The organism is Entomospira culicis, assembly GCF_028748145.1.
Lineage (GTDB): Bacteria > Spirochaetota > Spirochaetia > WRBN01 > WRBN01 > Entomospira > Entomospira culicis.
Window position 1 is genome coordinate 1,440,461 of sequence record NZ_CP118181.1, and the last position, 25,721, is coordinate 1,466,181.

The 25,721-nt window shown below is 45.6% G+C and carries 31 protein-coding genes; 2 read left to right on the forward strand and 29 right to left on the reverse strand.

Annotation, left to right across the window (positions count from 1 at the left end):
• Window positions 1-17: 17 nt before the first annotated feature.
• The 26 genes from rplO to PVA46_RS06920 all read right to left on the reverse strand — a co-directional run bounded on the left by rplO (window position 18) and on the right by PVA46_RS06920 (window position 19,859).
• Window positions 18-461, reverse strand: a complete 444-nt coding sequence (gene rplO, locus PVA46_RS06795; protein WP_167695984.1) for a 50S ribosomal protein L15 — start codon at window positions 459-461, stop codon at window positions 18-20.
• Between the two features lies 1 nt (window position 462).
• A complete protein-coding gene (gene rpmD, locus PVA46_RS06800) occupies window positions 463-645 on the reverse strand; it encodes a 50S ribosomal protein L30 (RefSeq protein WP_167695985.1) in 183 nt (60 codons plus the stop codon).
• 3 nt (window positions 646-648) lie between these two features.
• Entirely contained in the window at window positions 649-1,161 is a 513-nt protein-coding gene (rpsE, locus tag PVA46_RS06805; protein ID WP_246226798.1) for a 30S ribosomal protein S5, read from the reverse strand.
• A complete protein-coding gene (gene rplR / locus PVA46_RS06810; protein WP_167695986.1) occupies window positions 1,162-1,521 on the reverse strand; it encodes a 50S ribosomal protein L18 in 360 nt (119 codons plus the stop codon).
• Window positions 1,522-1,533: 12 nt separating this feature from the next.
• Window positions 1,534-2,073, reverse strand: coding sequence for a 50S ribosomal protein L6 (rplF, locus tag PVA46_RS06815; RefSeq protein WP_167695987.1), 540 nt, complete (start codon window positions 2,071-2,073; stop codon window positions 1,534-1,536).
• 5 nt (window positions 2,074-2,078) lie between these two features.
• Window positions 2,079-2,477, reverse strand: a complete 399-nt coding sequence (gene rpsH, locus PVA46_RS06820; protein ID WP_167695988.1) for a 30S ribosomal protein S8 — start codon at window positions 2,475-2,477, stop codon at window positions 2,079-2,081.
• A gap of 12 nt (window positions 2,478-2,489) precedes the next feature.
• A complete protein-coding gene (locus tag PVA46_RS06825; protein ID WP_167695989.1) occupies window positions 2,490-2,675 on the reverse strand; it encodes a type Z 30S ribosomal protein S14 in 186 nt (61 codons plus the stop codon).
• A gap of 17 nt (window positions 2,676-2,692) precedes the next feature.
• The gene (gene rplE, locus PVA46_RS06830) at window positions 2,693-3,259 is read right to left on the reverse strand and encodes a 50S ribosomal protein L5 (RefSeq protein WP_167695990.1); all 567 of its coding nucleotides are present in this window, start codon (window positions 3,257-3,259) and stop codon (window positions 2,693-2,695) included.
• A gap of 1 nt (window position 3,260) precedes the next feature.
• On the reverse strand, window positions 3,261-3,575 hold the full coding sequence (rplX, locus tag PVA46_RS06835; protein WP_212603861.1) for a 50S ribosomal protein L24: 315 nt from the start codon (window positions 3,573-3,575) through the stop codon (window positions 3,261-3,263).
• A 20-nt stretch (window positions 3,576-3,595) separates the two neighbouring features.
• Window positions 3,596-3,967: a 50S ribosomal protein L14 gene (rplN, locus tag PVA46_RS06840; RefSeq protein WP_167695991.1), complete on the reverse strand. Its 372-nt coding sequence runs from the start codon at window positions 3,965-3,967 to the stop codon at window positions 3,596-3,598.
• A 19-nt stretch (window positions 3,968-3,986) separates the two neighbouring features.
• Window positions 3,987-4,253 (reverse strand): 30S ribosomal protein S17, encoded by a 267-nt coding sequence (gene rpsQ / locus PVA46_RS06845; RefSeq protein WP_167695992.1) that lies wholly within the window; start codon window positions 4,251-4,253, stop codon window positions 3,987-3,989.
• Window positions 4,254-4,259: 6 nt separating this feature from the next.
• Window positions 4,260-4,481 carry a 50S ribosomal protein L29 gene (gene rpmC, locus PVA46_RS06850; RefSeq protein WP_167695993.1) on the reverse strand — a complete coding sequence of 74 codons (222 nt, stop codon included), beginning with the start codon at window positions 4,479-4,481 and terminating at the stop codon, window positions 4,260-4,262.
• Window positions 4,481-4,903: a 50S ribosomal protein L16 gene (gene rplP / locus PVA46_RS06855; protein ID WP_167695994.1), complete on the reverse strand. Its 423-nt coding sequence runs from the start codon at window positions 4,901-4,903 to the stop codon at window positions 4,481-4,483. The genes rpmC and rplP overlap by 1 nt, the downstream gene beginning before the upstream one ends.
• Window positions 4,896-5,606 carry a 30S ribosomal protein S3 gene (rpsC, locus tag PVA46_RS06860; RefSeq protein WP_167695995.1) on the reverse strand — a complete coding sequence of 237 codons (711 nt, stop codon included), beginning with the start codon at window positions 5,604-5,606 and terminating at the stop codon, window positions 4,896-4,898. Before rpsC ends, rplP begins: the two co-directional genes overlap by 8 nt.
• Window positions 5,606-5,965, reverse strand: coding sequence for a 50S ribosomal protein L22 (rplV, locus tag PVA46_RS06865; RefSeq protein WP_167695996.1), 360 nt, complete (start codon window positions 5,963-5,965; stop codon window positions 5,606-5,608). The genes rpsC and rplV overlap by 1 nt, the downstream gene beginning before the upstream one ends.
• 7 nt (window positions 5,966-5,972) lie before the next feature.
• A complete protein-coding gene (rpsS, locus tag PVA46_RS06870) occupies window positions 5,973-6,254 on the reverse strand; it encodes a 30S ribosomal protein S19 (protein WP_167695997.1) in 282 nt (93 codons plus the stop codon).
• A 9-nt stretch (window positions 6,255-6,263) separates the two neighbouring features.
• Window positions 6,264-7,085, reverse strand: coding sequence for a 50S ribosomal protein L2 (rplB, locus tag PVA46_RS06875; protein ID WP_167695998.1), 822 nt, complete (start codon window positions 7,083-7,085; stop codon window positions 6,264-6,266).
• Window positions 7,086-7,093: 8 nt separating this feature from the next.
• Window positions 7,094-7,402: a 50S ribosomal protein L23 gene (gene rplW / locus PVA46_RS06880; RefSeq protein ID WP_167695999.1), complete on the reverse strand. Its 309-nt coding sequence runs from the start codon at window positions 7,400-7,402 to the stop codon at window positions 7,094-7,096.
• A complete protein-coding gene (gene rplD, locus PVA46_RS06885) occupies window positions 7,403-8,032 on the reverse strand; it encodes a 50S ribosomal protein L4 (protein ID WP_167696000.1) in 630 nt (209 codons plus the stop codon).
• A 2-nt stretch (window positions 8,033-8,034) separates the two neighbouring features.
• Window positions 8,035-8,658: a 50S ribosomal protein L3 gene (gene rplC / locus PVA46_RS06890; protein WP_167696001.1), complete on the reverse strand. Its 624-nt coding sequence runs from the start codon at window positions 8,656-8,658 to the stop codon at window positions 8,035-8,037.
• 111 nt (window positions 8,659-8,769) lie between these two features.
• Entirely contained in the window at window positions 8,770-9,075 is a 306-nt protein-coding gene (gene rpsJ / locus PVA46_RS06895; RefSeq protein ID WP_167696002.1) for a 30S ribosomal protein S10, read from the reverse strand.
• A gap of 71 nt (window positions 9,076-9,146) precedes the next feature.
• Entirely contained in the window at window positions 9,147-10,331 is a 1,185-nt protein-coding gene (tuf, locus tag PVA46_RS06900) for an elongation factor Tu (protein ID WP_167696003.1), read from the reverse strand.
• 244 nt (window positions 10,332-10,575) lie between these two features.
• The gene (locus PVA46_RS06905; protein ID WP_167696004.1) at window positions 10,576-12,816 is read right to left on the reverse strand and encodes a methyl-accepting chemotaxis protein; all 2,241 of its coding nucleotides are present in this window, start codon (window positions 12,814-12,816) and stop codon (window positions 10,576-10,578) included.
• A gap of 209 nt (window positions 12,817-13,025) precedes the next feature.
• Window positions 13,026-15,281 (reverse strand): methyl-accepting chemotaxis protein, encoded by a 2,256-nt coding sequence (locus tag PVA46_RS06910; protein WP_167696005.1) that lies wholly within the window; start codon window positions 15,279-15,281, stop codon window positions 13,026-13,028.
• Window positions 15,282-15,328: 47 nt separating this feature from the next.
• On the reverse strand, window positions 15,329-17,554 hold the full coding sequence (locus tag PVA46_RS06915) for a methyl-accepting chemotaxis protein (RefSeq protein WP_167696006.1): 2,226 nt from the start codon (window positions 17,552-17,554) through the stop codon (window positions 15,329-15,331).
• 70 nt (window positions 17,555-17,624) lie between these two features.
• The gene (locus PVA46_RS06920) at window positions 17,625-19,859 is read right to left on the reverse strand and encodes a methyl-accepting chemotaxis protein (protein WP_167696007.1); all 2,235 of its coding nucleotides are present in this window, start codon (window positions 19,857-19,859) and stop codon (window positions 17,625-17,627) included.
• 318 nt (window positions 19,860-20,177) lie between these two features.
• Between PVA46_RS06920 and PVA46_RS06925 the strand changes: the two genes are divergently transcribed.
• A complete protein-coding gene (locus PVA46_RS06925) occupies window positions 20,178-21,236 on the forward strand; it encodes a tetratricopeptide repeat protein (protein ID WP_167696008.1) in 1,059 nt (352 codons plus the stop codon).
• A gap of 96 nt (window positions 21,237-21,332) precedes the next feature.
• Window positions 21,333-21,605, forward strand: coding sequence for a co-chaperone GroES (locus PVA46_RS06930; RefSeq protein WP_167696009.1), 273 nt, complete (start codon window positions 21,333-21,335; stop codon window positions 21,603-21,605).
• Between the two features lie 36 nt (window positions 21,606-21,641).
• On the opposite strand, the gene PVA46_RS06935 is transcribed toward PVA46_RS06930, so the two are convergent.
• The 3 genes from PVA46_RS06935 to rlmKL are packed head-to-tail and all read right to left on the reverse strand — an operon-like array spanning window position 21,642 to window position 25,720.
• Window positions 21,642-22,397 (reverse strand): uracil-DNA glycosylase family protein, encoded by a 756-nt coding sequence (locus tag PVA46_RS06935; protein ID WP_167696010.1) that lies wholly within the window; start codon window positions 22,395-22,397, stop codon window positions 21,642-21,644.
• Window positions 22,394-23,503: a hypothetical protein gene (locus PVA46_RS06940; RefSeq protein WP_167696011.1), complete on the reverse strand. Its 1,110-nt coding sequence runs from the start codon at window positions 23,501-23,503 to the stop codon at window positions 22,394-22,396. Before PVA46_RS06940 ends, PVA46_RS06935 begins: the two co-directional genes overlap by 4 nt.
• Before the next feature lie 18 nt (window positions 23,504-23,521).
• Window positions 23,522-25,720, reverse strand: a complete 2,199-nt coding sequence (gene rlmKL, locus PVA46_RS06945) for a bifunctional 23S rRNA (guanine(2069)-N(7))-methyltransferase RlmK/23S rRNA (guanine(2445)-N(2))-methyltransferase RlmL (RefSeq protein WP_167696012.1) — start codon at window positions 25,718-25,720, stop codon at window positions 23,522-23,524.
• Window position 25,721: the final 1 nt, after the last annotated feature.

The following is a 25,721-nucleotide window of genomic DNA, read 5'->3' on the forward strand; positions in this document are numbered from 1 at the left end:
TGCCATAAGGCAAAGTTCTAAAGAACCTTGCCCCCAGCTTTCTCTATCTTACTCTTTGCTTGTTCAGAAATCTTGACTGTAGAAAAGGTTAGACTCTTGCTAAGTTCACCCTTAGCCAAAATCTTTACCAACTCTTCACTCTTCTTAATCAGCCTCTTAGCGCGCAAAGTCTCCAAGGTAACCTCTTCGCCAGATTCGTACGCCTTTTCAATAAGAAAAAGATTAACGCCAATATACTTGGTAGCAAAGCGACTATTTGTAAACCCACGCGTTGCCAAGCGACGATAAAGAGGTACCTGTCCGCCCTCAAAGCCAATATAAGGTCCACCCGATCCACCAGAACGAGCCTTTTGTCCCTTGTGTCCCTTTCCCGATGTGGTTCCCAAACCAGAACCCTGCCCACGCCCAAGGCGTTTTCGCGAATGAACCGCTCCGCGTGGTGGTACAATCTGCATCGACATCTTAAATCTCCTCAACCTGCACGAGGTGCGCAACCTTGGCAACCATGCCCTTAACCGCATCGTTAGCCGGTAGCTCTACCACACTATGCATCTTTCGTAGGCCTAACGCCTTCACCGTCGCACGCTGTTTAGGCAGACGACCCAAGGGGCTTCGAACCAATTTAATTGATAACTTCTTTTCCATCTTTTATCCCCAGAAATCTTTAATCGATTTACCGCGAGCTGCGCTGACCTTGCGAATATCCATCGTATCGTCAAATGCAGCAAAAACCGCCTTAACAATATTAATCGAATTCTTAGAACCCAATCGCTTACTCAAGACATCATGCACACCAGCAGCTTCCATCACCATACGTACCGATCCACCGGCAATAATTCCCGTACCAGGGGCAGCAGGCTTCATAATCACATTGGAGCTCTTAAAGCGACCAATCACCTCATGAGGGATCGTGTTGTTACGCATAGGAATAACGCGTAAGTTGCGCTTGGCATGCTCTACCGACTTGCGAATCGCTTCAGAGACATCATTCGCCTTACCAAAGCCATAACCAACGCGACCCTTACCATCACCCACCACAACCAAAGCCGAGAAGGAGAAACGACGTCCTCCCTTAACAACCTTAGCTACGCGATTGAGGGTAACAACTTTTTCACTGAACTCTTTCTCTTCTCGTTCTCTCTTATCATTACGCATAGACATCTAAAACTCCAAGCCCGCTTTTCTTATGGCATCGGCCAACGCCTTTACCACGCCATGATACTTGTATCCATTACGATCAAATACCACCTTGCTAATTCCCTTACTCTTTAGACGCTCACCCATCACTGCACCAAGCTTCTCGCCCCCAGCAATATTAGGCTTTGCATCCTTCAACTCTTTCTCTAGGGTTGAAGCAGCTACCAAGGTATGCCCAGCTACGTCATCAATCGCCTGCACATAAAGACGCATGTTGCTCTTGTAGACACAGACTCTAGGACGCTCCACACTACCTACCACTCGCTTACGAATGTGTACCTTTCGACCCTCTCTGGCCTTTATCTTTCTCTCTACCTTATTCATACTCTTACTATCCTACTTGACACCAGTTTTGCCGACTTTACGCTTGACAATCTCATCAGAGTAACGAATACCCTTATCCGAGTACGTTCCAGGCTTACGGATACCGCGAATTTCAGCAGCCACTTGTCCAACCGCTGCCTTATCAATGCCACTAACATTAAGCTTGGTAGGCATCTCTGCAACCACACTCACGCCCTCAGGGACAACATACTCAATCTGTGTAGAGTAACCAAGGTTCAAAAAGACACTCGTGCCTTTGACTTCCGCACGATATCCCGTACCCGAAATAATCAGCGTCTTGACAAACCCATCAGAAACTCCCTTAACCATATTCGCCAATAGCGCACGATACAACCCATGCATCGCAGAAGAATCCTTACCCGACTTCACCTTCACCACCTCTACCTTATCGGCAGAAATGTTAAAAGAAACATCATCTCTAAACGTCTGGGTCAACTCACCCTTAGCACCCTTTACCCGCAGAGTATTACCCTCAACACTAACGGTAACTCCCTTAGGCAGTGGTATCTCTTTCTTTCCAACTCGTGACATATTCTCTACCACACCTTACATAAAAGTTCACCGCCAACTTGCGCATCGACAGCTTTTTTACCGGTAATCACACCCTTACTGGTGGACACAATCAATGAGCCAAACCCATTAAAGACACGAGGCATCTTCTCGTATCCCGAGTAAATGCGACGACCAGGGGTAGAGATCGACTCTACACCACGAATCACAGGCTGTTGTTTATCATCATACTTCAAAAAGACACGGATCACATTCTTCTCGTCCACCGTAATCTTCTTGAAATTCTTGATGTATCCCTCATTCTTCAAAATTTTCACAACTTCTAACTTTAGGCGTGAAAGAGAAATATCTACCTTCTCGTGTCGCACTCGGCTAGCATTGCGTATTTTTGTTAGCATATCCGCTAAAGGATCAGAAACACTCATCCAACTTATCTCCTACCAACTAGATTTTGTAACACCAGGAATCATTCCCGAACTTGCAAGCTCACGGAAGCAAATACGACACATGTCAAACTTGCGCATGTAGCCTCTAGGGCGACCGCAAACATTACAGCGATTATAAGCACGTGTGCTAAATTTAGGCTCTCGCTGAGACTTTATAATCAAAGACTTCTTTGCCATCTTATCCTCTCCCCTCTCTACTTCGCAAAAGGCATACCAAAGCCACTCAAAAGAGAGCGCGCCTCGCTGTCGCTTTGTGCACTGGTGATTACGGCAATGTTCATCCCCGTAACTGCTTCGATCTCATCAAAATTGATTTCAGGAAAGATAATCTGTTCCTTGATACCCAAGCTATAATTACCACGACCATCAAAGGCCTTAGCACTCACCCCACGAAAGTCCTTAACACGTGGCAAAGCAATATTCACCAAGCGATCAAGAAATTCGTACATATGATATCCGCGCAAGGTAACCTTAGCACCAATCTCCATGCCTTCACGTAACTTAAAGTTCGCAATCGACTTTCGTGCCTTAGTTTTTACCGCTTTTTGCCCCGTAATCTGGGTAATCTCTTTAACGGCAACATCAAGCAATTTCTTATTCCCAATTGCGCCACCCACACCCATCGAGATAACAATCTTCTCGATCTTAGGCACTTGCATCACATTCTTATAGGACAACTCTTTCATAAGATCGGGCAAGATCTTCTCTTGATACATGGTTTTTAATCGAGGTACATACTTACCATCACTCTTTTTCGCCATATTAGATTGCCTCTCCACACTTCTTGCAGACGCGAGTCTTCTTCTCGCCCTCTACCTTGATACCCACGCGTACACCACGTGCACACTTGCCACACTTCAAAAGCACGTTGGAAATAGCAATTGGTGCTTCAACCTCAATGATCGAACCCTGCTCTCCCTCTTGACGAGACTTCTGGGTCTTCTTCATAATCCCCACGCCCTCAACCACCACACGCATTTTGGTGCGATCGATCTTCAGGATTTTTCCGCTTTTGTTCTTATCTTTTCCGGCAATTACCTCAACAGTATCGCCTTTACGCAATTTGATTTTACTCATCTTTTATCCTCAACTAATGCCTATACTACCTCAGGGGCTAACGAGATAATCTTCATGAAGTTGGCATCTTCGCGCAACTCTCTGGCAACCGGGCCAAAGATGCGTCTTCCCACAGGGTTAAGATTGTTATCCAAAATCACACAAGCATTATCGTCAAAGCGCACATAGGTACCATCAATGCGTCGATACTCCTTGGTTACACGCACCACTACTGCTTTGCGCACATCACCTTTCTTAATGGGGGTGTTGGGCGTCGTCTCACGGATGGCAACAACAATAATGTCACCAATCGAGGCATAACGGCGCTTGCTTCCACCCAAAACCTTAATACATCTTGCTACTTTCGCTCCCGAGTTGTCGGCAACGGTTAGCTCAGTCAAATTCTGAATCATCTTCTCTATCCTACCTTATTTAGCGAGCTTTTTCAAGTACCGCAGTCAACCGAAAGCGCTTATCTTTTGAAACAGGACGACACTCTTGAATTTGCACGCGATCACCGATTGAAGCTTGATTCTCTGCATCATGAGCTTTATACTTCTTGGTGCGTGTAATGTACTTCTTATAAAGAGGATGTAACACACGACCTTCTACGGCAACCACTACAGTCTTATCCATTTTGTCGCTGGTAACAATACCAACAAGCATCTTTTTATTGTTTTTCTTTACAATGGGATCCATCTATTCTTACGTCCTCTTACCCAATTTATGCTCATGAATCATAGTGTTCAAGCGCGCGATACCCTTGCGTAAGTTACGCTTTTGCATCTTGTTCTCCACACTACCCATTACACTCGTAAACCGATAACGACGTAATTCGCCTACCAACTCGTCTCTTTTCTTCTCTTTTTCGCTAAGAGTTAAGGTCGAAAGACTCTTGGCAGACAACGCGTTCTTCTCTTTTGCCATTATTCAAGTACCTCTCTCTTGGTTACGAATTTCGTTGGGATAGGCAACTTAGCACCCGCCAACTCCATCGCACGGCGTGCTAGCTCTGGTTGCACATTACCGCCAATCTCAAACATCACCGTACCGGGCTTAACCACAGCCACCCACTTCTCCGGCGATCCCTTTCCCTTACCCATGCGCGTCTCTGCAGGCTTTTTAGTGTAAGGAATATCTGGGAAAATGCGAATCCAAACCTTTCCCGTTCTCTTAATATGACGCGTCATGGCAATACGCGCAGCCTCAATCTGACGAGCAGTAATCCAACTAAGACCCATGCTCATCAAGCCATAACTACCAAAGACCACAGTATTGCAACGAGTAGCCTCACCACGCATACGCCCGCGTTGAACTTTGCGATGTTTTACCCTCTTTGGACTAAGCATTGATCATCTCCTTATCTTCGCGCTTACGCAACAAGGTGCCAGCATCATCTTTCTTTGCTTCAGATCCCAAGACCTCGCCCTTAAAAATCCATACCTTCACACCAATCACACCAAAGGTGGTATCCGCCTCAGCAAACCCATAATCAATGTTAGCACGCAAAGTATGCAAAGGCACACGACCCTCTTTCTGCTCAAAATCACGACTCATCTCCGCGCCACCAAGACGCCCCGAAATCTTAATCTTGATACCTAAAGCTCCGGCCTTCATCGCACCAAAAACCGCACTCTTAAGCGCCTTTCTAAAAGGCCTGCGCCCCTTCAATTGACGCGCCACATTAAGGGCAACAATCTGTGCCTCAAGCTCTGGGCGACGAATCTCTTTCACCTTAACCTTAACCGTCTTACCATCAACAAGCTTCTGCAATGAGGCATTAATCTTCTCGATAGTAGCACCCTTAGTACCAATTAACACACCAGGACGTGCCGTATGAATCATCACATTAATCACCTTATTCGACTGGCGACTAATCTCGATATCAGCAATATCAGCATTCTTGCACTCAGGGTAACTCATCAAGGTCTTGCGTAAAAATAGATCCTCATGCAAAGACTTAGCATATCCACTACCAGCCTCGTACCACGTGCTCTTCCACTTCTTATTAATCCCTAAACGTAATCCGTATGGATGAACTTTTTGTCCCATTAGCGACTACTCTCCTTGCGATCCACTACAACCGTAATATGCGCCGAGCGCTTTAACAAACGATCCGCCTTACCATGACTACGTGCCCAAAGACGCTTCTGCTGAGGACCTTCATCCACATAAAGCTCCTTAATCACCAACACGCTCTCATCAAGTTGAGCATCTCTATCCATCGCATTACTAGCTGCGCTTTTAATAACCTTCTTTAAGAAGAAAGCACCTTTTTGAGGCATCGCCTCCAAAATAGCCATAGCCTGCTCATAATTCTTAGCTCGCACCACATCTGCTACGGGACGAATCTTGTGCGCAGACATGGGTAGATACTTTGCTACAGCGCGAAAACCACTCTCGTTTCTCATCTACCTACTACCTCTTCCCTTTCTTGTCCGATCCAGCATGACCGCGAAAGATACGTGTTGGCGAGAACTCACCAAGCTTGTGCCCAACTAGATTCTCTGTCACATAGACAGGAACAAAAATCTTACCGTTATGCACCTCAATCGTCAAGCCTACCATATCTGGAATAATCGTAGATGATCGGGAGTATGTTTTTATATTTTTGCGATTCTTATCGCTTGCTTTGGTCGCCTCAACCTTCTTCAACAAATGTTGGGCAATAAAGGGACCTTTCTTAACAGATCTCGACATACCGCTCTCCTACTTACGTCTCTTAATAATGAACTGATCAGTGTTGTTCTTCTTCTTGCGTGTCTTGTAACCGCGCGTAGGTTGACCCCATGGCGTTACTGGATGGCGTCCACCCGAGGTACGACCTTCACCACCACCATGCGGGTGATCAACAGGATTCATCACAACACCACGAACTTTAGGGCGATTACCCAACCAGCGATTACGCCCAGCCTTACCAAGCTTGATATTCATGTGGTCTTCGTTACCCACCTCACCAAGCGTAGCATAGCACTTTTTGTGCACATAGCGCGTCTCACCCGAAGGCAACTTCACAATCGCATAATCACCGTCGATACCTGCCAAGGTAGCGCCCACGCCGGCAGTACGACACAACTGTGCGCCTTTTCCGCGATGTAGCTCGATACAGTGAATGTTTCGCCCTGCAGGAATTTTCTCTAAAGGAAGCGCATTACCAACTTCAATCGGAGCATCCTCACTCGCGATAATCTCACTGCCCACCTTCAAGCCCTTAGGCCAGATGATATAGCGCTTCTCACCATCCACATAATTAATCAACGAGATAAATGCCGAACGGTTAGGATCGTACTCAACGCTGACAACTTTACCGGGAATGCCGATTTTATTTCTCTTAAAATCGATGGTTCGATACGACTTTTTATGTCCCGCACCACGACGACGCACCGAAATACGACCATTCGATCGACCAGCACTCTCGCTCTTACCCTTCGTTAAACTCTTGGTACGTTCGTGTCCAGTCAACTCTTCAAAGGTCAAACTCTGACGATTGCGTTGTCCATTAGATGTTGGATTATATACTTTTACTGCCATAACTCTCTTTATGCCTCCAACTCAGCAATAGTCTTGCCTTCAGGAAGCACGACATAAGCCTTCTTCCACGAAGCTGTCTTACCATGCCCGCGCTTAACGCTACCACGATAAGGAATATTCGCTCTCTTTTTACCACGCACATTCACAATCGAGCAAGAGAGAGGTTCAATGTTAAACATCGTCTTCACCGCTTTCATAATCTCGATCTTATTACTCTGCTTGGCAACCTGAAAGACATAAGTTTTATTTTTTGCCTCTCGTAAAAGGCTCGATTTTTCACTTAAAATCGGTCTAATAAGAATCTCATCTGCCTTCATCTATCGTTCTCCATAAAATTTGCCAAGCTCTTGCGTAGCGGTCTCTAAGATCAAAACTTTCTTCGCATAGAAAAGCTCATGCGCTTCTAGACGATTGTAAGCCAAAAATCTTACATTAGGAAAGTTTCGACCCGCTCTTCTTAGCATCATATCGTCATCCTTCATGATAACCACAGCACGCTCGTGTGTAAAAAAGTGATGCAAAATCACACGTAAATCCTTGGTTTTACCACTGGCAATCGTGAAATCTTCTACCACTTTAAAGACATCGTCATCAGAGGCCTTCATCGCAAGGATACTCTTGAGCGCAAGGCGCTTTACCTTTTTAGGTAGAGAGTAAGAGTAATCGCGAGGCTTAGGACCAAAAGCGGTACCACCACCCACCCAAACAGGGCTATTGCGACGACCAGCACGGGCGCGACCAGTGCCTTTCTGGCGATACGGTTTTTGGTGATTGGTATTGACCTCGCTTCTGGTCTTGGTAGAAGCAGTGCCCACACGACGATTAGCAGCCTCATTACGAATAGCGTGGTAAATGGAACCTTCACTGACTTCAATTGCAAAGACCTCATCACTAAGGATAACCTTGCCTTTTTCTTTACCATCAATAGAGTAAACTTTCTTGTCCACCACTAACCTCTCTTCTTGGCGTCACGCACCACAATCATGCTCTTCTTAGGACCAGGAACTGCGCCCTGCACCAATAAAAGACCTGCTTCGGCATCTAAACGCACCACTTTTAAATTTTGAACTGTTACACGATCGCCACCCATACGTCCTGGCATTTTGCGACCTTTTTTCGTGTTAGCAGGAGTTGTACTCTGTCCCGTTGATCCAGGCTCACGGTGAAATTTAGAACCGTGCGTCTCGCGTCCACCACCAAAGTTGTAGCGCTTCATAACACCGGCAAAACCTTTACCCTTGCTTGTACCAACGACATCAACAAAGCGAACACCGTCCATAATCTCTACACCAAAGTGATCCCCTGGCTTACACTCTTTTTCATAATCCCTAAACTCAATTAAATGACGCTTAGGAGCTATCCCATCCCCAAACTGACCCAAGTAAGGCTTGGTTACACGAGAAGGTTTTACATCAACCGACCCCAAGACAACGGCACTATAACCGTCGCGCTCTTTTGTCTTTTCGCCTACCACCGCGTTATGTTCAATTTTGATAACGGTTACTGGAATCAATACTCCCTCGTCATCAAACACTTGTGTCATTCCAATTTTCTGACCAATAAGCCCAATCATCAAATTCTACCTCGGACTTTTCCGTATATTTCTTTCCAACCTTGCAAAATCCATCGCCATACTAAAAAACTTTTAGTGCATCTATGGGGCAACGAACTCCTCTCTATTCCACTACTTAATGGAAACGTCTACACCAGCAGGCAATTCCTGCTTCATAAGGGCATCCATCACGGCAGGAGTTGGATCGATAATATCCACCAAACGCTTATGCGTTCGCATCTCAAACTGCTCGCGGGATTTTTTATTGACAAATGGAGAGCGCAACACTGTGTACTTCTGAATTCTGGTTGGCAAGGCGATTGGCCCAGCAACCTTAGCTCCATTGCTTCTTGCTACTTTGGCAATCTCTTGCGCAGATTTCTCTACCAACTCCGTATCAAATCCGCGTAATTGAACACGCATTTTATCTTTTTTCACCCAATTCTCCTCAACTAAAAGACTCCCACTCCTGCAGGAGCCTTTATATATTGCCTTATTAAATCACCAAATTAATCCATAATCTCGATGATTTTTCCAGATGCTACCGTACGGCTACCTTCACGAATCGTAAAGCCTAGTCCCACGTCCATAGCAATCGGGTGAATCAACTCAACCAAAATTTCGGTATTTTCACCAGGCATCACCATCTCTTTACCACCAGTAAGCTCTACAGCACCAGTAATGTCGGTTGTTCTAAAGTAGAACTGTGGGCGATAGCCCGTAAAGAAGGGCTTCTCACGTCCACCCTCACCCTTGGTCAATGCATAAATAGCTGCTTTGAACTTGGTGTGTGGCTTAATAGAACCTGGCTTAGCCAAAACTTGACCACGCTCAACCGCCTTCTTATCAATACCACGGAGCAACGCACCAATGTTATCACCAGCTTGACCTTGATCAAGCAGTTTCTGGAACATCTCCACACCCGTAACCGTGGTCTTTTGGGTATCACGAATACCGATGATTTCGACTTCCTCGCCCACTTTAATCACACCCTGCTCGATACGACCAGTAACAACCGTACCACGACCAGAGATAGAGAAGACATCTTCAATAGGCATCAAGAATGGCTTATCGATGGCGCGCTCTGGCTCAGGGAAGTAAGTATCCATTGCATGGAGAAGATCGGCGATAGGTTGCGTAGCTTCTGGATCATCAATTGCAGACATCGCCTTAAAGGCAGAACCGCGAATAATAGGCACATCGTCTGGATAATCGTATTTTTTAAGAAGATCTTTAACCTCTTCTTCTACCAACTCTACCAAGTCAGGATCGGCAAGATCCATCTTGTTCAAGAAGACAATAAGATTAGGTACACCTACTTGTTTAGCAAGCAAAATATGCTCACGAGTCTGTGGCTCTGGACCAGAATCGGCAGCAACCAACAAGACAGCACCGTCCATCTGCGCAGCACCTGTGATCATGTTTTTGATATAGTCGGCGTGACCTGGGCAGTCCACGTGAGCATAATGACGCGCTTCGGTCTCATACTCAATATGTCGAGTGTTAATCGTGATACCGCGCGCCTTCTCTTCTGGGGCGTTATCGATATCATCGTATTTCATCTCTTTACCACCGTTCTTTCGTGCACAGTAGGCTGAAAGGGCTGCGGTTAATGTTGTCTTACCGTGGTCAACGTGTCCAATGGTTCCAACATTAATGTGTGGCTTCGTACGCACGAACTTCTCTTTTGCCATTGATTGTTTCCTCCATTCAATGTATTTAAATCAATAAATTATCGTCGAAGGGAGGACTTACTAGCCACAAAATATAACTAATCCATCAAAATAGACAAATTAATTTCAATTCTGGAAGCGGCTTAGCTTGCCTTTTGCATCAAGTAAGCATCCCATCTTTATTTAAAGATCATCTCTTTAAATTGATCATTTACATTATCATAACATATATCCTAAAAAAAAGCAAGTACATAAACCCTTCTTTTTAACGTTTTTCTTCATCTACTCTAAATTTACTCATCAGTTTGTTCACCCCTTCAATCTTTTGTTCGTTGCTCACCACCATCTTTTTGAGCACCCCTAAACTGGTCGTGATGCGCTCGGTGGCATCGCACACAATCTGCACCGACTCCATATCCTGTGCAATAAACCTCACCATGCTCTTCATATCCTGTTCAATACGCTGTCCCTCATGCCTCATCTCTTGAGAGGCCTCTCGCACTGCTTGCGCGCTATGTGTAAGTAAAGACAAACTCCTAGAGACATCCACACTGCCCTGCGCCTGCTCTTGCATTGCCTCTTGCACCTGTTTAATCAACCCAGAGACATCCTCAATCCCCGCAAAAAGCGCATCCAAACTCGATTGGCTATCTCGACTTGCTCCAGCAATGCCACCAATCGTCTCATGCACCGCGCGTAGCCCCATACTGATATCCTTACTTTGTACCGTCGCTCGCTCTGCCAAATTACGAATCTCATCAGCAACCACGGCAAAGCCCTTTCCTACATCGCCAGCATGTGCTGCTTCTATCGCTGCATTCATCGCCAATAAGTTCGTCTGCGTCGCAATCTCCTCGATAATTGCATTGGCTTCCTGCAACTTCACAGAATCCTTAACCACCTCGCGAATGCGCTCCTGCACCACCCCTTGTTGATTACGACTCACCTCTCCAGCCTTATGCAACACCTCATACTCCTTCGCCATCTGTCGCACAATCCGATCCACACTCTGAATATTGGCTACCATCTCCTCAATCACGGCAGAACTTCGTACAATCGCCGTTGCCTCTTCCTGCGTGCGCCCCGCCATCTCATCGATACTCGTAATCAAGCTTGCCGTATTTCTCTGGCTAGACTCCACCACCACCTGCTGTCCCTGCACGTTTACCACAATTTTATTCACCGCAAGTTGAACATCTTCCAAATTCTCTTCCGAGTGTCCCATCTCCCGACGCAACGCATTACTATTATGCGTCAAATCCACCATGCTCTGCTTAATCTGTACCACAATCTCCTTAAGCTTAGTAATAAAACTATTAAAGCTCACCGCAACCACGCCCACCTCATCCTCTCGCTTAATCTCAATCATCCGTGTCAAATCACCACCACCGCGCGCAATCATGCTCAACGCCTTATTCATCGCCACTAACGGCATCAAAACCAATTGCATAACAATATACGTCAGCACCGCAATCACCACGATAATCATCACCAAAGAAAAGCCCAAAAAGCGCGATAACTCGGGAACTCCCTTCAACATCTCCTGCTCAGTAACCGTCCAAAGCACCATCCAAGAGCTATCCTGCACGCCCGGTAGATGCAAAATTGTCCCAAATGTATAGCCACGTGTCTGTCGCCCAAGAACATTCAAATCTCTTTGTATCGCATGTGAATGATGCTGTTCTTTATCAACCTTATCAAAAATTCCTTTCATGACATTAAATTCGTCTTGTGTCAAAAACTCTTGAAATTTTCGCCCAATATACTCCTCATCGCTATGCTCTAGCACCGTAAAATTACCCGTAATCACCCCATACAAGCGAGGCTCCATCGGATAATCTAATTTACGCAAAAAATGAAAAATGCTCTCATTAGAGATATCTATCCCCAAAACTCCATAAATACCGCCTGTCTCCTCGTTATGAATAGGCACCACAATCGACGTTCCCGTGCGCGCAATTGTTAAGCTACTACGCGGAAAATTATGATAGTGCTTGTTGATAATTGCCGGTCGGCGCTCTTGACGCACTTGTTGCAATACCGAATAACCCTGTGCATCAGCAAAGTTAGCCCCCAACCACCGACTCTCCCCCCTGCGCGCGTACACTTGAATACGCCCTTGATCATCACCAAAATGTTGTGCATCATCAATATATGACTCATCCAAACCATCATAGGCGTTAGGCTCCATAATGACCCAAACCCCATCCCATCCCTTATTCAATTCGCTAGCATCCGCCAAAATATGCGCCAGCCACTCCCTACGTAGCGAAGTATCTTCTGGATAATGTGGTAAAAAAGATTGAATCGTGATCGCCTGATCAATGGCCATCAAAAGTTCACTCTCAATCGCAGAAGCCAAAATCAACGAATGCTGACGCCCCATACTCAAACTGCGCTTCATCACCATATCGCGTACCTGCCCAATCACAATACTACTGACAAGCAACGTTAAAATCATCAACCCAGTCCCAAGAAAAAGTACCACTCTTGCGGAGATATTCATTGCATGCTCCCTTTATTTTTGAAATTTTACATATTGTATTTTATTTCAAAAAAGGATAAAATTCAACAAAATTCCCCAATATATCCTCTTTTATGCTATTGACATAGAGAGCAGATAATACTTATCATACCAAAGCAATTTTTTAATCCATAACAAAAAAAAGATAACCCAAAGGCTATCTTTTTTTATTTTTAAAGGAGTAAGCTCTTTTATGTCTTAAACTTACCAATCACCTCGCTAATTCCATTACTGTAGTCGTAATTTCTCGTTACAATCGTATCTAAGTCATTGGTAGTTTGGATCACCTTGTCAATCACCCGCACCAAATTTTCAATATCAGCCTTATCATTACCCATCTTATCCGAGAAACGTTTGGTCAAGTAAGTAATCGCCTCGCCCTCTCGCTTCATCTTGCTAGCCATATCTTTTACGTCATATGCACTATGGGTGATCATGCGTAAACTCTTCATCACCTCTTGGCTACCAATGCTCTGCTCTTGCATCGCCTCCTCAATTTGACTAATCAATTTGGAGAGCCCCTCAATCGCACCAAAGACCTCTTCGTAGGCTTTTTCATTTTCATCACTGGCAGCTTCAATGCTAGCAATTGTCTCATGAACTATAGCCAACTCATCACTAATGCTTTTACTCTGTATCGCAGCGCCCTCGGCTAAGTTACGAATCTCATCAGCAACCACCGCAAAGCCCTTACCTACATCACCTGCATGTGCAGCCTCAATCGCCGCATTCATAGCAAGTAAATTCGTCTGATTCGCAATCTCTTCAATAATTGCATTAGCTTCACGCAAATTCGCCGATCCTTTAACAACCTCTCGGATCTGCTCACGCACAATCAACTGCTTCTCTCGCCCATCCTCACCCGCTAAGTAGAGCTCACGATACTGCCTTGCCACCTCTTGCGCAATATTATTCACACTACCAATTGAAGCCACCATCTGCTCAATCGCTGCCGAACTCTGCGTTACTCCTGAAGATTGACTAGAAATAAGCGTCTCCAAATGATTCACATCATTCGTAACCAAACTCACCGTATTATTCGTTTCTATAACCATATCCACCAATTTTGATTCAATATTAGTAACCAATTCAGAAATTCCTCGTTGAATATCGGTGAGAGATTGACGCACCTGCTCCATCTCCTCCTGTAAAATGGTAGACGTACGCGATAATAAACGCGTATCCTCCTGCACACTACTCACCGTATCATGAATGTTTCCTACAAAACGATCAAACTCAATAGAGAGTTCTGCAACCTCATCTTCACCACGAATAGCCGTGCGCTGAGTTAAATCACCTTCGCCACGCGCAATACTCTCTACCGCACGGTTAATTGTATCTAAATTCTTAAAATTACGATTAACAATGTAACTAATAACCACAGCCAATATCGCTAGAATAGCCAACATACCCGCAACAGTTGCGCGACGATACAGAACAATCCCATCAAGCATATCCTTTTTGTGTACCGTATACACAACCAACCAACGATCAACATTCCCGACCACCAACGTTTCGTTATCGCCAAGCAACTTCACTATCGACATAAAAGAATAACTCGTGCCCGGACGGTTAGGATCGATATCCTTACGTATGAGGTTGTGCGTATGCGGTGGCGCATTAGGCTCACGAATTTCATGCTCAAATGCCCACTCAAACTCTCGTTTCTGCTCCATCGTCAAACTCTCGGTAAAGACATTGCCAATAGATTCTGGAATACTATGGTTTAAAAATACCGCACTAAAACTCGTTACACCATGAAATTGCATCGGGATAGGCTCTTCAAATTCATAGAAAGCACTAAAGAGATAACTAGAAGGAATATCAAACCCTAAAACCCCAAAAATTTCACGCGTCTTAGGATCCTCAATGGGAATCATAATCGTAAAACCAGTACGCGCAATGGGCAAGTGTTGGTTAAAGGAAGGATAAAGTCGTGATTGCACCCGCGGACGACGTTCGGTAACCACCGAAGAAATGGCTGCATCGTTCTCCAAATCACGATAATCAGCCCCAAGAAAAGTAATCTTTCCATCTTCGGCATACACCTGTACCCGACCGGCTTCGTCGCCAAAATTAAGCGGATCATTAATAAATAAATCATCAAGACCGTCAAACGCATTAGGTAAAAAGACCACCCAAATGCCATCAATATCAGCTTGATCCAAGCTCGCACTACGTAATTGTTGCGCTAACCAGGGTCTTCGCTCACTGGGATTATCTGGATAATTAGTAAGAATACGCTGTAAAACATCCGCCTGCGTAGCCACTAAATCGACACGCTCTTGCACCGCAGTAGCCATGGTAATCGCGTGCGATTCGGCTCGCTCCATGCTTGTCTGCAGTATCTTATCGTATACAACCTTAATTGCATATGCCGACAAGCTACTAAGCAAGATAATTAACGTCACCATGACATACCATGTGGTTTGTGTCTTAATTTTCATAGAATCTCACCTTTTTACTCTCTAAAATCGCCATCTATACACACTCACTATACACGGAATTTCTGCATCATCTGAGTAACCTCATGAACACGCACTTGGTTATCTTGATTTAAACGAACCAACTGAAGCACCTTATCGCGTACTGCCTCGGTCTGGGCAACCAGCACATCAACCTTCCCATCATTATCCCGCATGTTTTGTGAGACAAGATCGACAACCTGCACGACCTGCTTGCTCTGAACACGCATACTGTTAGCAGAACTCTTCACCTCTTGGGAACTTTGTGTAATCATCTTTAATCCCTTCAAAATCTCATGACTACCCACACTCTGCTCCTGCATTGCTCCCTGCACCTGATTCACCAAACTAGAGAGATTATCGATGCTATTAAAGACAGCAAGATAGGATCGCGTACTCTCATTACTAGCGCTCTCAATACCAGCGATCGATTTATGCACCGCTTTCAGCTCCATACCGATACTCTTGCTCTGTTCAGACGCACTCTCCGCAAGATTACGAATTTCATCAGCAACCACCGCAAAGCCCTTACCCACATCACCAGCATGTGCTGCCTCAATCGCAGCATTCATTGCCAGTAAGTTTGTTTGGGTAGCAATCTCCTCAATAATCGCATTCGCCTCTTGTAGCTTAACCGAACCCTTCACCACTTCACGGATACGCTCACGCACCAAAGTCTGTTTTTCACGCCCAATCTCGCCAGCCTCATAGAGATCTCGATATTGCTGAGCCATCTTATTGACAATCTGATCGACACTGTTGATCGAAGAGACCATCTCTTCAATCGCTGCGGAACTTTGCGTAATACTTGAGGCCTGCGTAACAGCCAGATCATCAATTTTTGCAATATCGCCAAAAAGTTCTTGCGCCGTATGACTATTCTCTTGCACCGTCTGTCGTTGATCCCCGACAGCTCGCTTTAAGCCCTCCATCGCACCGTTCAAAGACATAACATCACTCTCTGCCTGATATACGCCACGGTTAAGCCCCTGTGAACTGCTCTCAATCTTTTTGATACTCTTCTTCACTTGCAAAATAATTTTTTGTAATACTTGCGAAAATTGATTAAAATTCCCAGATATCTGACCCACCTCATCACTACCTGTCAGCTCTATACGCTGGGTTAAATCACGACTTCCCGCCGTCTGTGAGACAGATTTTCGTAAAACGCCCAACCGTAATAAAATCCCACTCATAATCACAATAAGCAAGGAAACAACTAAAACAATATCAATAATCGCACTAATAATTAACGAGAAAACAATTTCAGAAAGCCCAACAAGTAACTCCTTCTCGGTAACACTAAAACCAGCAAGCCAACGTTGCTTTGATTCAGTTACTCTCACAGGAGAGAAAAAATTATAAGCCTTCACATAGCGACCATTACCCTCAGGATCCACTTTCCAGTGTAAGAGCAACGACTCATTATCCGCAATAAGCGTCGTATTAGCCATACTCATCAATGCCTCTTGATTAGCTGTATCCGGTACACGCTGGGTAAAGCTAGCACCAATCAACTCGGGGTTAGTATGAAAGAGCATCGTCAGCTCTTCATTCACGATTGCTTTAGCTGGAATATTTAATGATGTGGCATACTTAGAGAGCGGGGAGAAGATAAAATCCGAAGAAATATCGATACCCAACACACCATAAATACGCCGACTCTTTTCGCTCTCAATAGGCACCATAATGGTAATGCCACTACGTGCAATATTGACACTCGTATCAAAGTCATCGCGCATGCGCGTTAATATATGCACCTGTCGATCCTCAATCACACGCTGAATCATCGTATGGCGATCAATATTTTCACTTCTGGCGCCAAGCCAACGCACATCACCATCACTTGCATACATTTGCACCCGCCCCTCATTGTCACCAAAACTGGCAGGCTCATTCACAAAAATATTATCCAAGCCATCCAACGCATTGGGTAACATCACCACCCAAATGCCATCAATATGCGCCTTTCGATAACTTGCATCAGAGAGTTGCCCCGCTAACCACTGCCTGCGCTCAAGGGGGTTTGCTGGATAATTAACTAACGCTCGCGCCAACATCTCGGCCTCATTCTCCACAAAGTCTATTTGACTAGCAACCGCACCAGATATGGTAACCACATACTGCTGGGCAAGGCTAATATTGCGATTAATAATGATTCTTCGTGCCAAAAGGCTCATACCCAGAACAAAAACCGTCATCGTAATCATTAACGTTATAGAAATCCAAAAAATAACACGCGTCTTTATTTTCATCTACCCAACTACCCCTATGCCTTCATCGCTGATAGGGTCAGCGCGCATCGCCCTAACCCCACTCTTTTCTTTAGACCTTAAATTTATCCATCATCTCGGTAACTTCATTAATTTTGTGATCATTATCCTCCACCAAGCGCCCCAGCTGATTCGTTGTGCTCATAATGTTTTCGGTCATAGCCTCTACATTATCTGCATTTTGTCGGTCATTTTGAATCTCCTCGGTAAGCTTCTTCATCATACTAATAATAGCACCACTACCAAAACGCATACTGCTAGCGGCATCCTTAACCTCTTGGGAACTTTGGGTAATCATCTTAAGACTCTTTAAAACCTCCTGACTCCCCGCACTCTGCTCACTCATCGCCCCTTGCACCTGATTCACCAAGCTGGAGAGATTACTAATCCCATCAAACACTTTAGTATAAGAGATCTCACCCTCATTGCTGGCCTCTTCAATGCCAGCAATCGTCTCATGCACTGCTTTTAGCTCTAGCCCGATATTCTGACTCTGTAATGCCGCGCTCTCGGCAAGGTTACGAATTTCATCGGCAACAACGGCAAAACCCTTGCCCACATCACCGGCGTGCGCAGCCTCAATGGCGGCATTCATTGCAAGAAGGTTCGTCTGATTCGCAATCTCTTCAATAATCGCATTCGCCTCTTGAAGTTTAACCGAACCCTTCACCACCTCACGAATACGCTCCCGTACCAATGCCTGCTTGTCGCGCCCATCTTCACCAGCAAGATGTAACTCGCGATACTGGCTAGCCATAATATTGACAATCTTATCTACACTGTTAATCGAAGAGACCATCTCTTCAATCGCTGCAGAACTCTGCGTAATCCCGGCAGCCTGTGTAATAACGAGATCATCAAGATTACTAATATGATTAACTAAGTCTGTAACAATCTTATTATTATCACTTAAGTCAGTCACTTGCTCATCTACACTCACCTTAAGCGCATCGATGATGCCACGAATACCATCAAGATCCTCTCTCACCCTCTCCATCTCTACATTAAGCATGTTAGATGTTTTGCTCAAGCCACTCGTATTGGACTTAACTGTGCTGATGATCCCCTGTAGATTTTCTGTAAATTGATTAAAGTTACCCGCAAGATCGGTAAGCTCATCATTGCCTTGACGATCGATGCGTCGCGTGAGATCACCACCACCAGCAGCCACCGAGGCAATTGCCCGATTGGTAACATCTAAGCGCCGCAAAATAACCGACATCAGTACCGTAATAACGAAGACAAGCAGAATTAAAATACCGATAACCCCACCAATAACTATGGCCCTAAATTCAGCCACGCCCTCTAGCATATCCTCATCGTAGACAGTATAGTAGACAATCCACTCACGCGCGGGATCTCGACCAGGCATGGTGACTTTTGCGTAAAAGGTGTAGCCGTGGCGATAGGTTCCATCCCCTAGCACACTAGGAATTTGTCTCTCCATCACAAAGACATCGGAAGCACTTCCTCGCGTAATATTTTGTGTAATCGTGCGCGACTCCTCTGCCGTTAATCTATCAACAAAGTGCGTACCAATAAAATCAGGCACACTGTGGTTAATCAGGGTTAAGCGTTCGCTGTCCGTAGATACCGCATGAAAGGCCGCCGGCATCGGCACCTCAAAGCGACCAAAAGGAATGTAGAGAAAATCAGCAGCCACATCAATACCCAATACACCATACACCTCGCGCGTTACAGGGTCTTCGATGGGAAGAATAACAGAATAGCCGGTGCGCGCGATATTCACCCGACTATCAAAATCACCATATAAGCGAGAAGTTACCTGTGGCGATCGATTCTTCAATACTAAATTAATACGCTCATGATCATCAATATCATCAAAGCGAGCCCCCAAAAAGGTTACCTCGCCATTACGCGCGTACATTTGCACGCGTCCGCGGTCATCGCCAAAGTATTCAGGGTTATTAATAAATTGATCGTCTAAGCCATCCAAGGCATTGGGGAGATAGATAGCCCAAACACCATCAAAAAGCTTTGTACCAAGACTATAATTACGTAGCGCTCTACTCAACCACTGACGTCGCTCACTACGCTCATCAGGATAATTCGTCAATTGCAACTGATTGATAAACGCCTCGGTACGCACCGTTACTAATTGTTCGGTAACCAAAGCAGCCATCATCGCGGTGTACTGTTTACCCATCACGATGCTACGTTTATTCACCATATCTTTGACAGCAACAAGCGTAAAAATCGTTAGCAGGGAGATAGAAACAAGAAGCGTAAGGGAGATAACTGTTACTGCTTTGTTCTTAATTTTCATGGTCAATCCTCTTATTTTTCTAATATTGGCTGAATTATCCTAGCTGAAAATCTAGTCTATACTATCTATTCCTTATCTTAACACATCTTTCAATATCATGCAAGCGTTCTTCCTAGAATAAAAATACTTTTGCCTTCCATATGATTGTGCGCGGGGGATTTTCTGGCTTTTGGTTCTTTTTTTGATCTTCGCTTTTATGATTATCGTAAATTTGTCGGTGCAAATTCACTCTAGGCGATATCTTTTACACCAGAAACACCTCTTTTTTAGAGCCAAGGCTTGCATTTTCTCTCTTTTTATTCTACAATGACTCCATTAATGATAGATAATATGCAAACCACCGACGTTGCTCTTCTTCAGATCCTTATGGACAAAGCCTATGAGGAGGGCGACCTAAAACAAGCGCTTGCCTTTGCCAAGCTCATTTATCAGTATGAACCCTCCTATAATGCTTACTTCGACTACGCTCTCATTGCCAAGGAGCTCTCGTTGTTTAAGCACGCCCTTAGCGCCATCGAGCAAGCGCTCCTCATCGACCCCCAACTTCCAGAGGCTTATATTGAAAAAGCGCTCCTGCTCTATGAGTTAGAGGATCTTCAAGGTGCCTATGATTACCTCCTCTCCCTTCGCCACATCCTCCTCGACCACACCCCATGGGCACTCTTAGCCGTGCTCTGCGCCGAATTATCTCACCTCGATGAAGCATCCTTTTACGCAGCCAAAGCCATCAGCCACTCCCCCGACGCCTGGAGCTATCACGCCAGAGCCATCGTCTACCAAATGCGTAAAGAGTACGACAAAGCCAGCATCGACTTCCAAACAGCTCTCACCCTAGACTCTCAAAATCCCGAACTCTGGAATAGCTACGCCCTCTTCTTCGAAGAGCTCCTCGCCTTCGAGCACGCCCTCGAGGTCTACAATACCGCCATCGATCGCTTTCAATTAGAGTACTCCTTTCTCTACCTCAATCGTGCCAAAGTGCACCACCTCCTCGATCACAAAGATCTCGCCATCATCGACTGCGAGTTGGCCCTCGCCCAAGCAAACAACAACGGCGATATCTGGTTTCTCCTTGCCTCCCTTCTCCACGAAGACGGTAACCTCTTTGGCGCGCTTCATGCCTACAATCAGAGCCTTCGCTACATCAAAAAAGATCCCTCCATCCACTTCTGCAAAGCCCAACTCCTCGACGAACTTGGCGACTTTAAACAGGCCAAATCCTCCTACGAAAAAGCCTTGCGCTTTGCCCCAGAAAATCAAGATATTCGCATCGCCTACGCCAACTTCATGCTCCGCTACAACTTCATGATGCACCACCACACGGGCTTTATCCCCCACACCCACCCCAATCAAGACGATCAATCGCTCCATCCCTAGCATTTTTCGCCAAAAAGCTTGACGATTATCGCCTTCTTTAGTATTATAATACTAGCAATTTTTAGATAAATCAGCCAAAATGGAGAAAAGTGAAGAATGAACATTACACCCTTAGCCGATCGTGTCCTACTAAAAATGGAGGTTGCCGAGAAGAAGACTGCTTCAGGTCTCTTTATTCCAGATAGCGCCACCCAAGAAAAGACGCACGTGGCACAAGTTGTAGCCATTGGCGACGATCATGAAAAAATCAAAGTTAAAGTCGGCGATAAAGTCATCTACGACAAATACGCTGCCAATCAATTTAAACTTGACGGCGTAGAGTATATTATCGTACAGATGAAGGATGTCATCGCCACCCTTAATGCCTAAACGATTTTATCAAGGCGTCCTTTTTCTCAACGAGACTCACTTCCCGTGAGTCTCGCGCTTTCTACCCATATACGCCTGTAAGCGTTTTAAATCTGCCCAGACATCCTCGCGCAAAACCGGATACTGTAAAACAAATTGCGGATCATACGTTACCATCGTAGCAATTCCTTCATAGGTATGCAAGCGCATTCTTGCCTTGCTCACCGAAGGTCGCGCGCTAAAAAGCGCCTCATAGGCAAGCCTTCCACCCAAAATCAAATACTGCGGAGCAATCAATGCAATCTCTTGCTTAATAATTGCGACCTCTTCCTCGCTCAAACAAATATCGTGCTGGGCGTGCGTTGTTTTATAAACAGTCGTATAATAGACATCTTCCAGCCCAAGCCCAATCGCCTGCATCCACTTTTGCGCATAGGCTTTTACCTCAGCAAACTTGCCCTGTGCATACGAAACAATCATCATCACCTTCGGGCGTAATCGATACTCATCATGTGGAGTATCATAGCCGATCTTTCTAATATAATCGATAAGATCACTCCAACCATTAGGGGTCTGAATCGTAGGCTTTGCATCATTTTTTACGGATATCTTTTGCTCAACAAATTTTTCGTCCAACTCCGTAGAATCATCTTGAAATTTTGCTAAAAAAGAGTAGTCTTGCGCCACGCTCTCATCTACTGACGCAATATCTTGCACCAACGCACTGGAAGCAAGCTCCCAGCCATCATTTAAGAGATACTGCTCGCTTAAAATCAATAAATGATGAAATTCTTCGGGCGTGATATCGCTCATGGCAGAGAGCTACTCTCGTAAAGAGCATAATTTAATCGTTGATGCACATCACGTTGCCACCCATTAAGAGGCATTAATCGAAAGAGCTCCACCTCGCCTGTAACCGGTGTGGCTAAACGTAAGCGTAAATTCCCGCCCTGCACGTAAGGATACTCCAATGTTTTGGGCGCATCAAGAGAAAAGCGCAAGGTAACCAACAAGCGCTCATGCGCCGTAATTGCCTCCAGCATCACCGTGTATATATCGGCATCTTTACTCTCTTTAAACGCATAGATCGTCTTCTTTTGATCCGAAGAAAAGTCGTACAGCACGCCCTCATGCACATAGATAAAGCGATACGTATGCCCATCTACCTTGCCTAATAAAATCTGTTGATGCCGAAAGATCGTCAAGCAATCGCTCTTCGCCTCCTGCCCACTATCCGCATCGTAGAGCGCTCCACCGTAGAGCTTTGCCCACTCTTGCCCAATGTAGCCACCCCAAATTTTATCTTGATACCCATAGCTGGTAGAGGCATGTACCTTAAATTCATCCTCATCCATAAAGAGACGCCCATCAAAGGTTGCCTTTAATCCGCCCACATGCCAGCTCATTCCCACCAAGCGATACGCTGTAATCCATCGGCTAGCAATAAACCCATAACCATAACTTTGGCTCTTCTCTATCTGAAGCTCCCAACTCGCGCTACCGGCACTCGCCAGACCGAAACGCACGCCAATATCCTTATCCAGCGTAACAATCTGCCCCGTAGAGGCATCCTCCAAACAGACGTTGCGTCCAAAACGTAGCGACAAAATATGATTACTAAGCTCCACCTCCTGCATGCTTACAAACGTCGCTGGATGGCTACCATCCAAGAGGCGCACCACGCGCACCATCGCAAACGAGGATCCCTTAGCATGAAAGTAGGGCTGTTGTTTTCGCTCTTTGTGATCAGGGTTGAGCAGAAGAAATTCGAGCAAAAATGGCTCAAGCAGACCACTCTCTAAGGATGTCGCCCAAAAAAAATGACGCCAAATCTCCACCCCCTGCACGCTAATCTTACCGTGCAACTGACTACGATTACGTGTATTACGCATGTATCGCTTACTTCTTCTGCCTGCCATACCCCTTCCTAACTATCCCTACACCCGATGCTCCACCGACCACAAATAGTGCTCCAAGCGGCCATCAAAATCCTTATCATGCGAGACTTTTGTCAAATCAGTAACATTATAACTACGCAGAATGCGCTCATCCATGCGAAAACGGCGATAATGCACCGAAAAGTAGAGTACCCCATCACGCGAAACAAAATCCATCAAATGCGTAATCATCGCCCCATGATCCTTCTGAATATCCAGCGCATCACGCCCCTTACCGTTACTAAAGGTGGGCGGATCAAGGTAAATCATATCGAACTCTTCGCTCTCTAACTCGCGTAAATACTTCTTAATATCACGTCGAACCAAGCGATGGTTACCCCCCTCTAAATCAATATGATTACGTTCAAAGTTACTCTTTGCCTGTATAAGATAGGTTTTAGAGGCATCCACAGAGACCGTCTGAATCGCTCCGCCCACCGCAGCTGCCACACTCATCGAGGCGGTGTAGCTAAAGAGATTTAAAAATCGCTTACCTTGACTACGCTTCATCACCTCGCGCCTAAGATAACGATGATCCAAATAGAGCCCCACATCAATATACGTAGAGAGGTTGACAATAAATTCGAGCCCACCCTCTTTCACCACACGCTGTAGCGCATCCACCGAAGCTTCCTTATCGTACTGACTCTTAGACGAGGCCGGTCGGCGCTGTTTATGGTAAATATCCATCTTAGGTAGCCCCGTAACCTCTTGAATAATGCGTAAAAACTCCGTAGTGCGCACCTGCTTAACCGCTGGAGCTTGCTCCTCTCTGCTACGATACACCACAAATTCCTGCACCACCACCGCACCGGCAAAATATTCACAGGTTGCCGAGTAGAGCGGACTCTCTGCATTGTAGAAACGAAAGGCGTTCGTTGCATAAAGCTCTTGCGCCTCTGCCTTACGACGCGCAAACTGCTCGCTGATCAACGCTTTAAGCTCCTGTGCCTCATCGCTCAAGACAAAGCGTTGCTCCTCACGATCCTCAATCATAAAGCGAAGCAAGACCGCGCGTTTTGCGCCATTAAAGAAGGTGTTAATGCGCTCCGATCGAATATCCAAACAGCGTAAAATATCGCTATCAGGGGCAAGGAGCGCCACCTGCCACTGCTGGTATTGGGTTTTGAGATGCTGACCCAACTGTGCATAAAGGCGATTGGCGTCATCACGGCTACCCATACGCTCGCCGTAGGGAGGATTGGAGAGGATAAACCCTGCTTTGGGCGGGCGCTTGGTGTCGAAAAAATCTTGATTAAACACCTTAATATAAGGCGCAATTCCTAGCTTCTCCGTAGCAAGACGTGTCATGGCAACGGCGTGTTCGTTTTTGTCCGATGCCCAAAAGGTCAACCCCGCATGCTCGCTCAAAAGCTGATGGTACTTCAGCGCCATCGCCTTCCACTCTTGTTCGAACAACGTGGCATTGAACCCACGCCAATGCTTGATACGCCAACGCTGGCGTAGCCACTGGGGCGACATCTGATAGGCCATCATAAAAGCCTCAATCACGATGGTGCCACTACCGCACATCGGGTCGTAGAAGATCTTATCGGGCGACTGCTCCACCTCTTCTAACCAGTGCGCACGGTAAAGCAGCGAGGCGGCTAAGTGCTCTTTAAGCGGGGCAGGATGGTTATGACTCTTGCGCTTTTTGATAAGCTTAACCTTAGCCATCTCCTGATTCTCTTCGTCCAAACTGGTACGATAACCACGCTTGAAGAGTTCATGCTCAAGCTCAAGCGCGATAACGATATGATTATCCACTACCTGTAAGTGGACATAATGTGTAGCTAATTCATTGTTGATATTGGGGCGTGCACGGCCAATCTTGCGAAAGCTATCGACAATGCCATCCTTCATCACCAGCATCAAGTAGTTCTCTGGGGCGATGTTCTTACCCGAAGAACTCACATGACAGGCGAAGAGATCGTCTTGACTAAAATACTCAAACCAAGCAATCGAGAGCGACTTTTGATAGAGATCCTTCGCTTCACTAATATCAGACTGTAGCAACACCAAGCGTAACGACGCGATAGTGCGTGCATGAATCAAGACGCGATACATTACTGGCTCGCTAGCGTTAAAGAAGACTCCCCCCACCGAACGTTCGGTTGAAGTGGCGCCCAAGGTGGTGAGCTCTTGTTCTAAGAGATCTTCAAAAAAGAGTTGACAGGTTGCGTAATATAACTTTTCCACG

Bases quoted from the DNA above. Each gene is read 5' to 3' on its own strand.
- rplO (WP_167695984.1), bottom strand. From the start codon at position 461: ATGTCGATGCAGATTGTACCACCACGCGGAGCGGTTCATTCGCGAAAA.
- rpmD (WP_167695985.1), bottom strand. From the start codon at position 645: ATGGAAAAGAAGTTATCAATTAAATTGGTTCGAAGCCCCTTGGGTCGT.
- rpsE (WP_246226798.1), bottom strand. From the start codon at position 1,161: ATGTCTATGCGTAATGATAAGAGAGAACGAGAAGAGAAAGAGTTCAGT.
- rplR (WP_167695986.1), bottom strand. From the start codon at position 1,521: ATGAATAAGGTAGAGAGAAAGATAAAGGCCAGAGAGGGTCGAAAGGTA.
- rplF (WP_167695987.1), bottom strand. From the start codon at position 2,073: ATGTCACGAGTTGGAAAGAAAGAGATACCACTGCCTAAGGGAGTTACC.
- rpsH (WP_167695988.1), bottom strand. From the start codon at position 2,477: ATGAGTGTTTCTGATCCTTTAGCGGATATGCTAACAAAAATACGCAAT.
- PVA46_RS06825 (WP_167695989.1), bottom strand. From the start codon at position 2,675: ATGGCAAAGAAGTCTTTGATTATAAAGTCTCAGCGAGAGCCTAAATTT.
- rplE (WP_167695990.1), bottom strand. From the start codon at position 3,259: ATGGCGAAAAAGAGTGATGGTAAGTATGTACCTCGATTAAAAACCATG.
- rplX (WP_212603861.1), bottom strand. From the start codon at position 3,575: ATGAGTAAAATCAAATTGCGTAAAGGCGATACTGTTGAGGTAATTGCC.
- rplN (WP_167695991.1), bottom strand. From the start codon at position 3,967: ATGATTCAGAATTTGACTGAGCTAACCGTTGCCGACAACTCGGGAGCG.
- rpsQ (WP_167695992.1), bottom strand. From the start codon at position 4,253: ATGGATCCCATTGTAAAGAAAAACAATAAAAAGATGCTTGTTGGTATT.
- rpmC (WP_167695993.1), bottom strand. From the start codon at position 4,481: ATGGCAAAAGAGAAGAACGCGTTGTCTGCCAAGAGTCTTTCGACCTTA.
- rplP (WP_167695994.1), bottom strand. From the start codon at position 4,903: ATGCTTAGTCCAAAGAGGGTAAAACATCGCAAAGTTCAACGCGGGCGT.
- rpsC (WP_167695995.1), bottom strand. From the start codon at position 5,606: ATGGGACAAAAAGTTCATCCATACGGATTACGTTTAGGGATTAATAAG.
- rplV (WP_167695996.1), bottom strand. From the start codon at position 5,965: ATGAGAAACGAGAGTGGTTTTCGCGCTGTAGCAAAGTATCTACCCATG.
- rpsS (WP_167695997.1), bottom strand. From the start codon at position 6,254: ATGTCGAGATCTGTTAAGAAAGGTCCCTTTATTGCCCAACATTTGTTG.
- rplB (WP_167695998.1), bottom strand. From the start codon at position 7,085: ATGGCAGTAAAAGTATATAATCCAACATCTAATGGACAACGCAATCGT.
- rplW (WP_167695999.1), bottom strand. From the start codon at position 7,402: ATGAAGGCAGATGAGATTCTTATTAGACCGATTTTAAGTGAAAAATCG.
- rplC (WP_167696001.1), bottom strand. From the start codon at position 8,658: ATGATTGGGCTTATTGGTCAGAAAATTGGAATGACACAAGTGTTTGAT.
- tuf (WP_167696003.1), bottom strand. From the start codon at position 10,331: ATGGCAAAAGAGAAGTTCGTGCGTACGAAGCCACACATTAATGTTGGA.
- PVA46_RS06905 (WP_167696004.1), bottom strand. From the start codon at position 12,816: ATGAATATCTCCGCAAGAGTGGTACTTTTTCTTGGGACTGGGTTGATG.
- PVA46_RS06910 (WP_167696005.1), bottom strand. From the start codon at position 15,281: ATGAAAATTAAGACACAAACCACATGGTATGTCATGGTGACGTTAATT.
- PVA46_RS06915 (WP_167696006.1), bottom strand. From the start codon at position 17,554: ATGAAAATAAAGACGCGTGTTATTTTTTGGATTTCTATAACGTTAATG.
- PVA46_RS06920 (WP_167696007.1), bottom strand. From the start codon at position 19,859: ATGAAAATTAAGAACAAAGCAGTAACAGTTATCTCCCTTACGCTTCTT.
- PVA46_RS06925 (WP_167696008.1), top strand. From the start codon at position 20,178: ATGATAGATAATATGCAAACCACCGACGTTGCTCTTCTTCAGATCCTT.
- PVA46_RS06930 (WP_167696009.1), top strand. From the start codon at position 21,333: ATGAACATTACACCCTTAGCCGATCGTGTCCTACTAAAAATGGAGGTT.
- PVA46_RS06935 (WP_167696010.1), bottom strand. From the start codon at position 22,397: ATGAGCGATATCACGCCCGAAGAATTTCATCATTTATTGATTTTAAGC.
- PVA46_RS06940 (WP_167696011.1), bottom strand. From the start codon at position 23,503: ATGGCAGGCAGAAGAAGTAAGCGATACATGCGTAATACACGTAATCGT.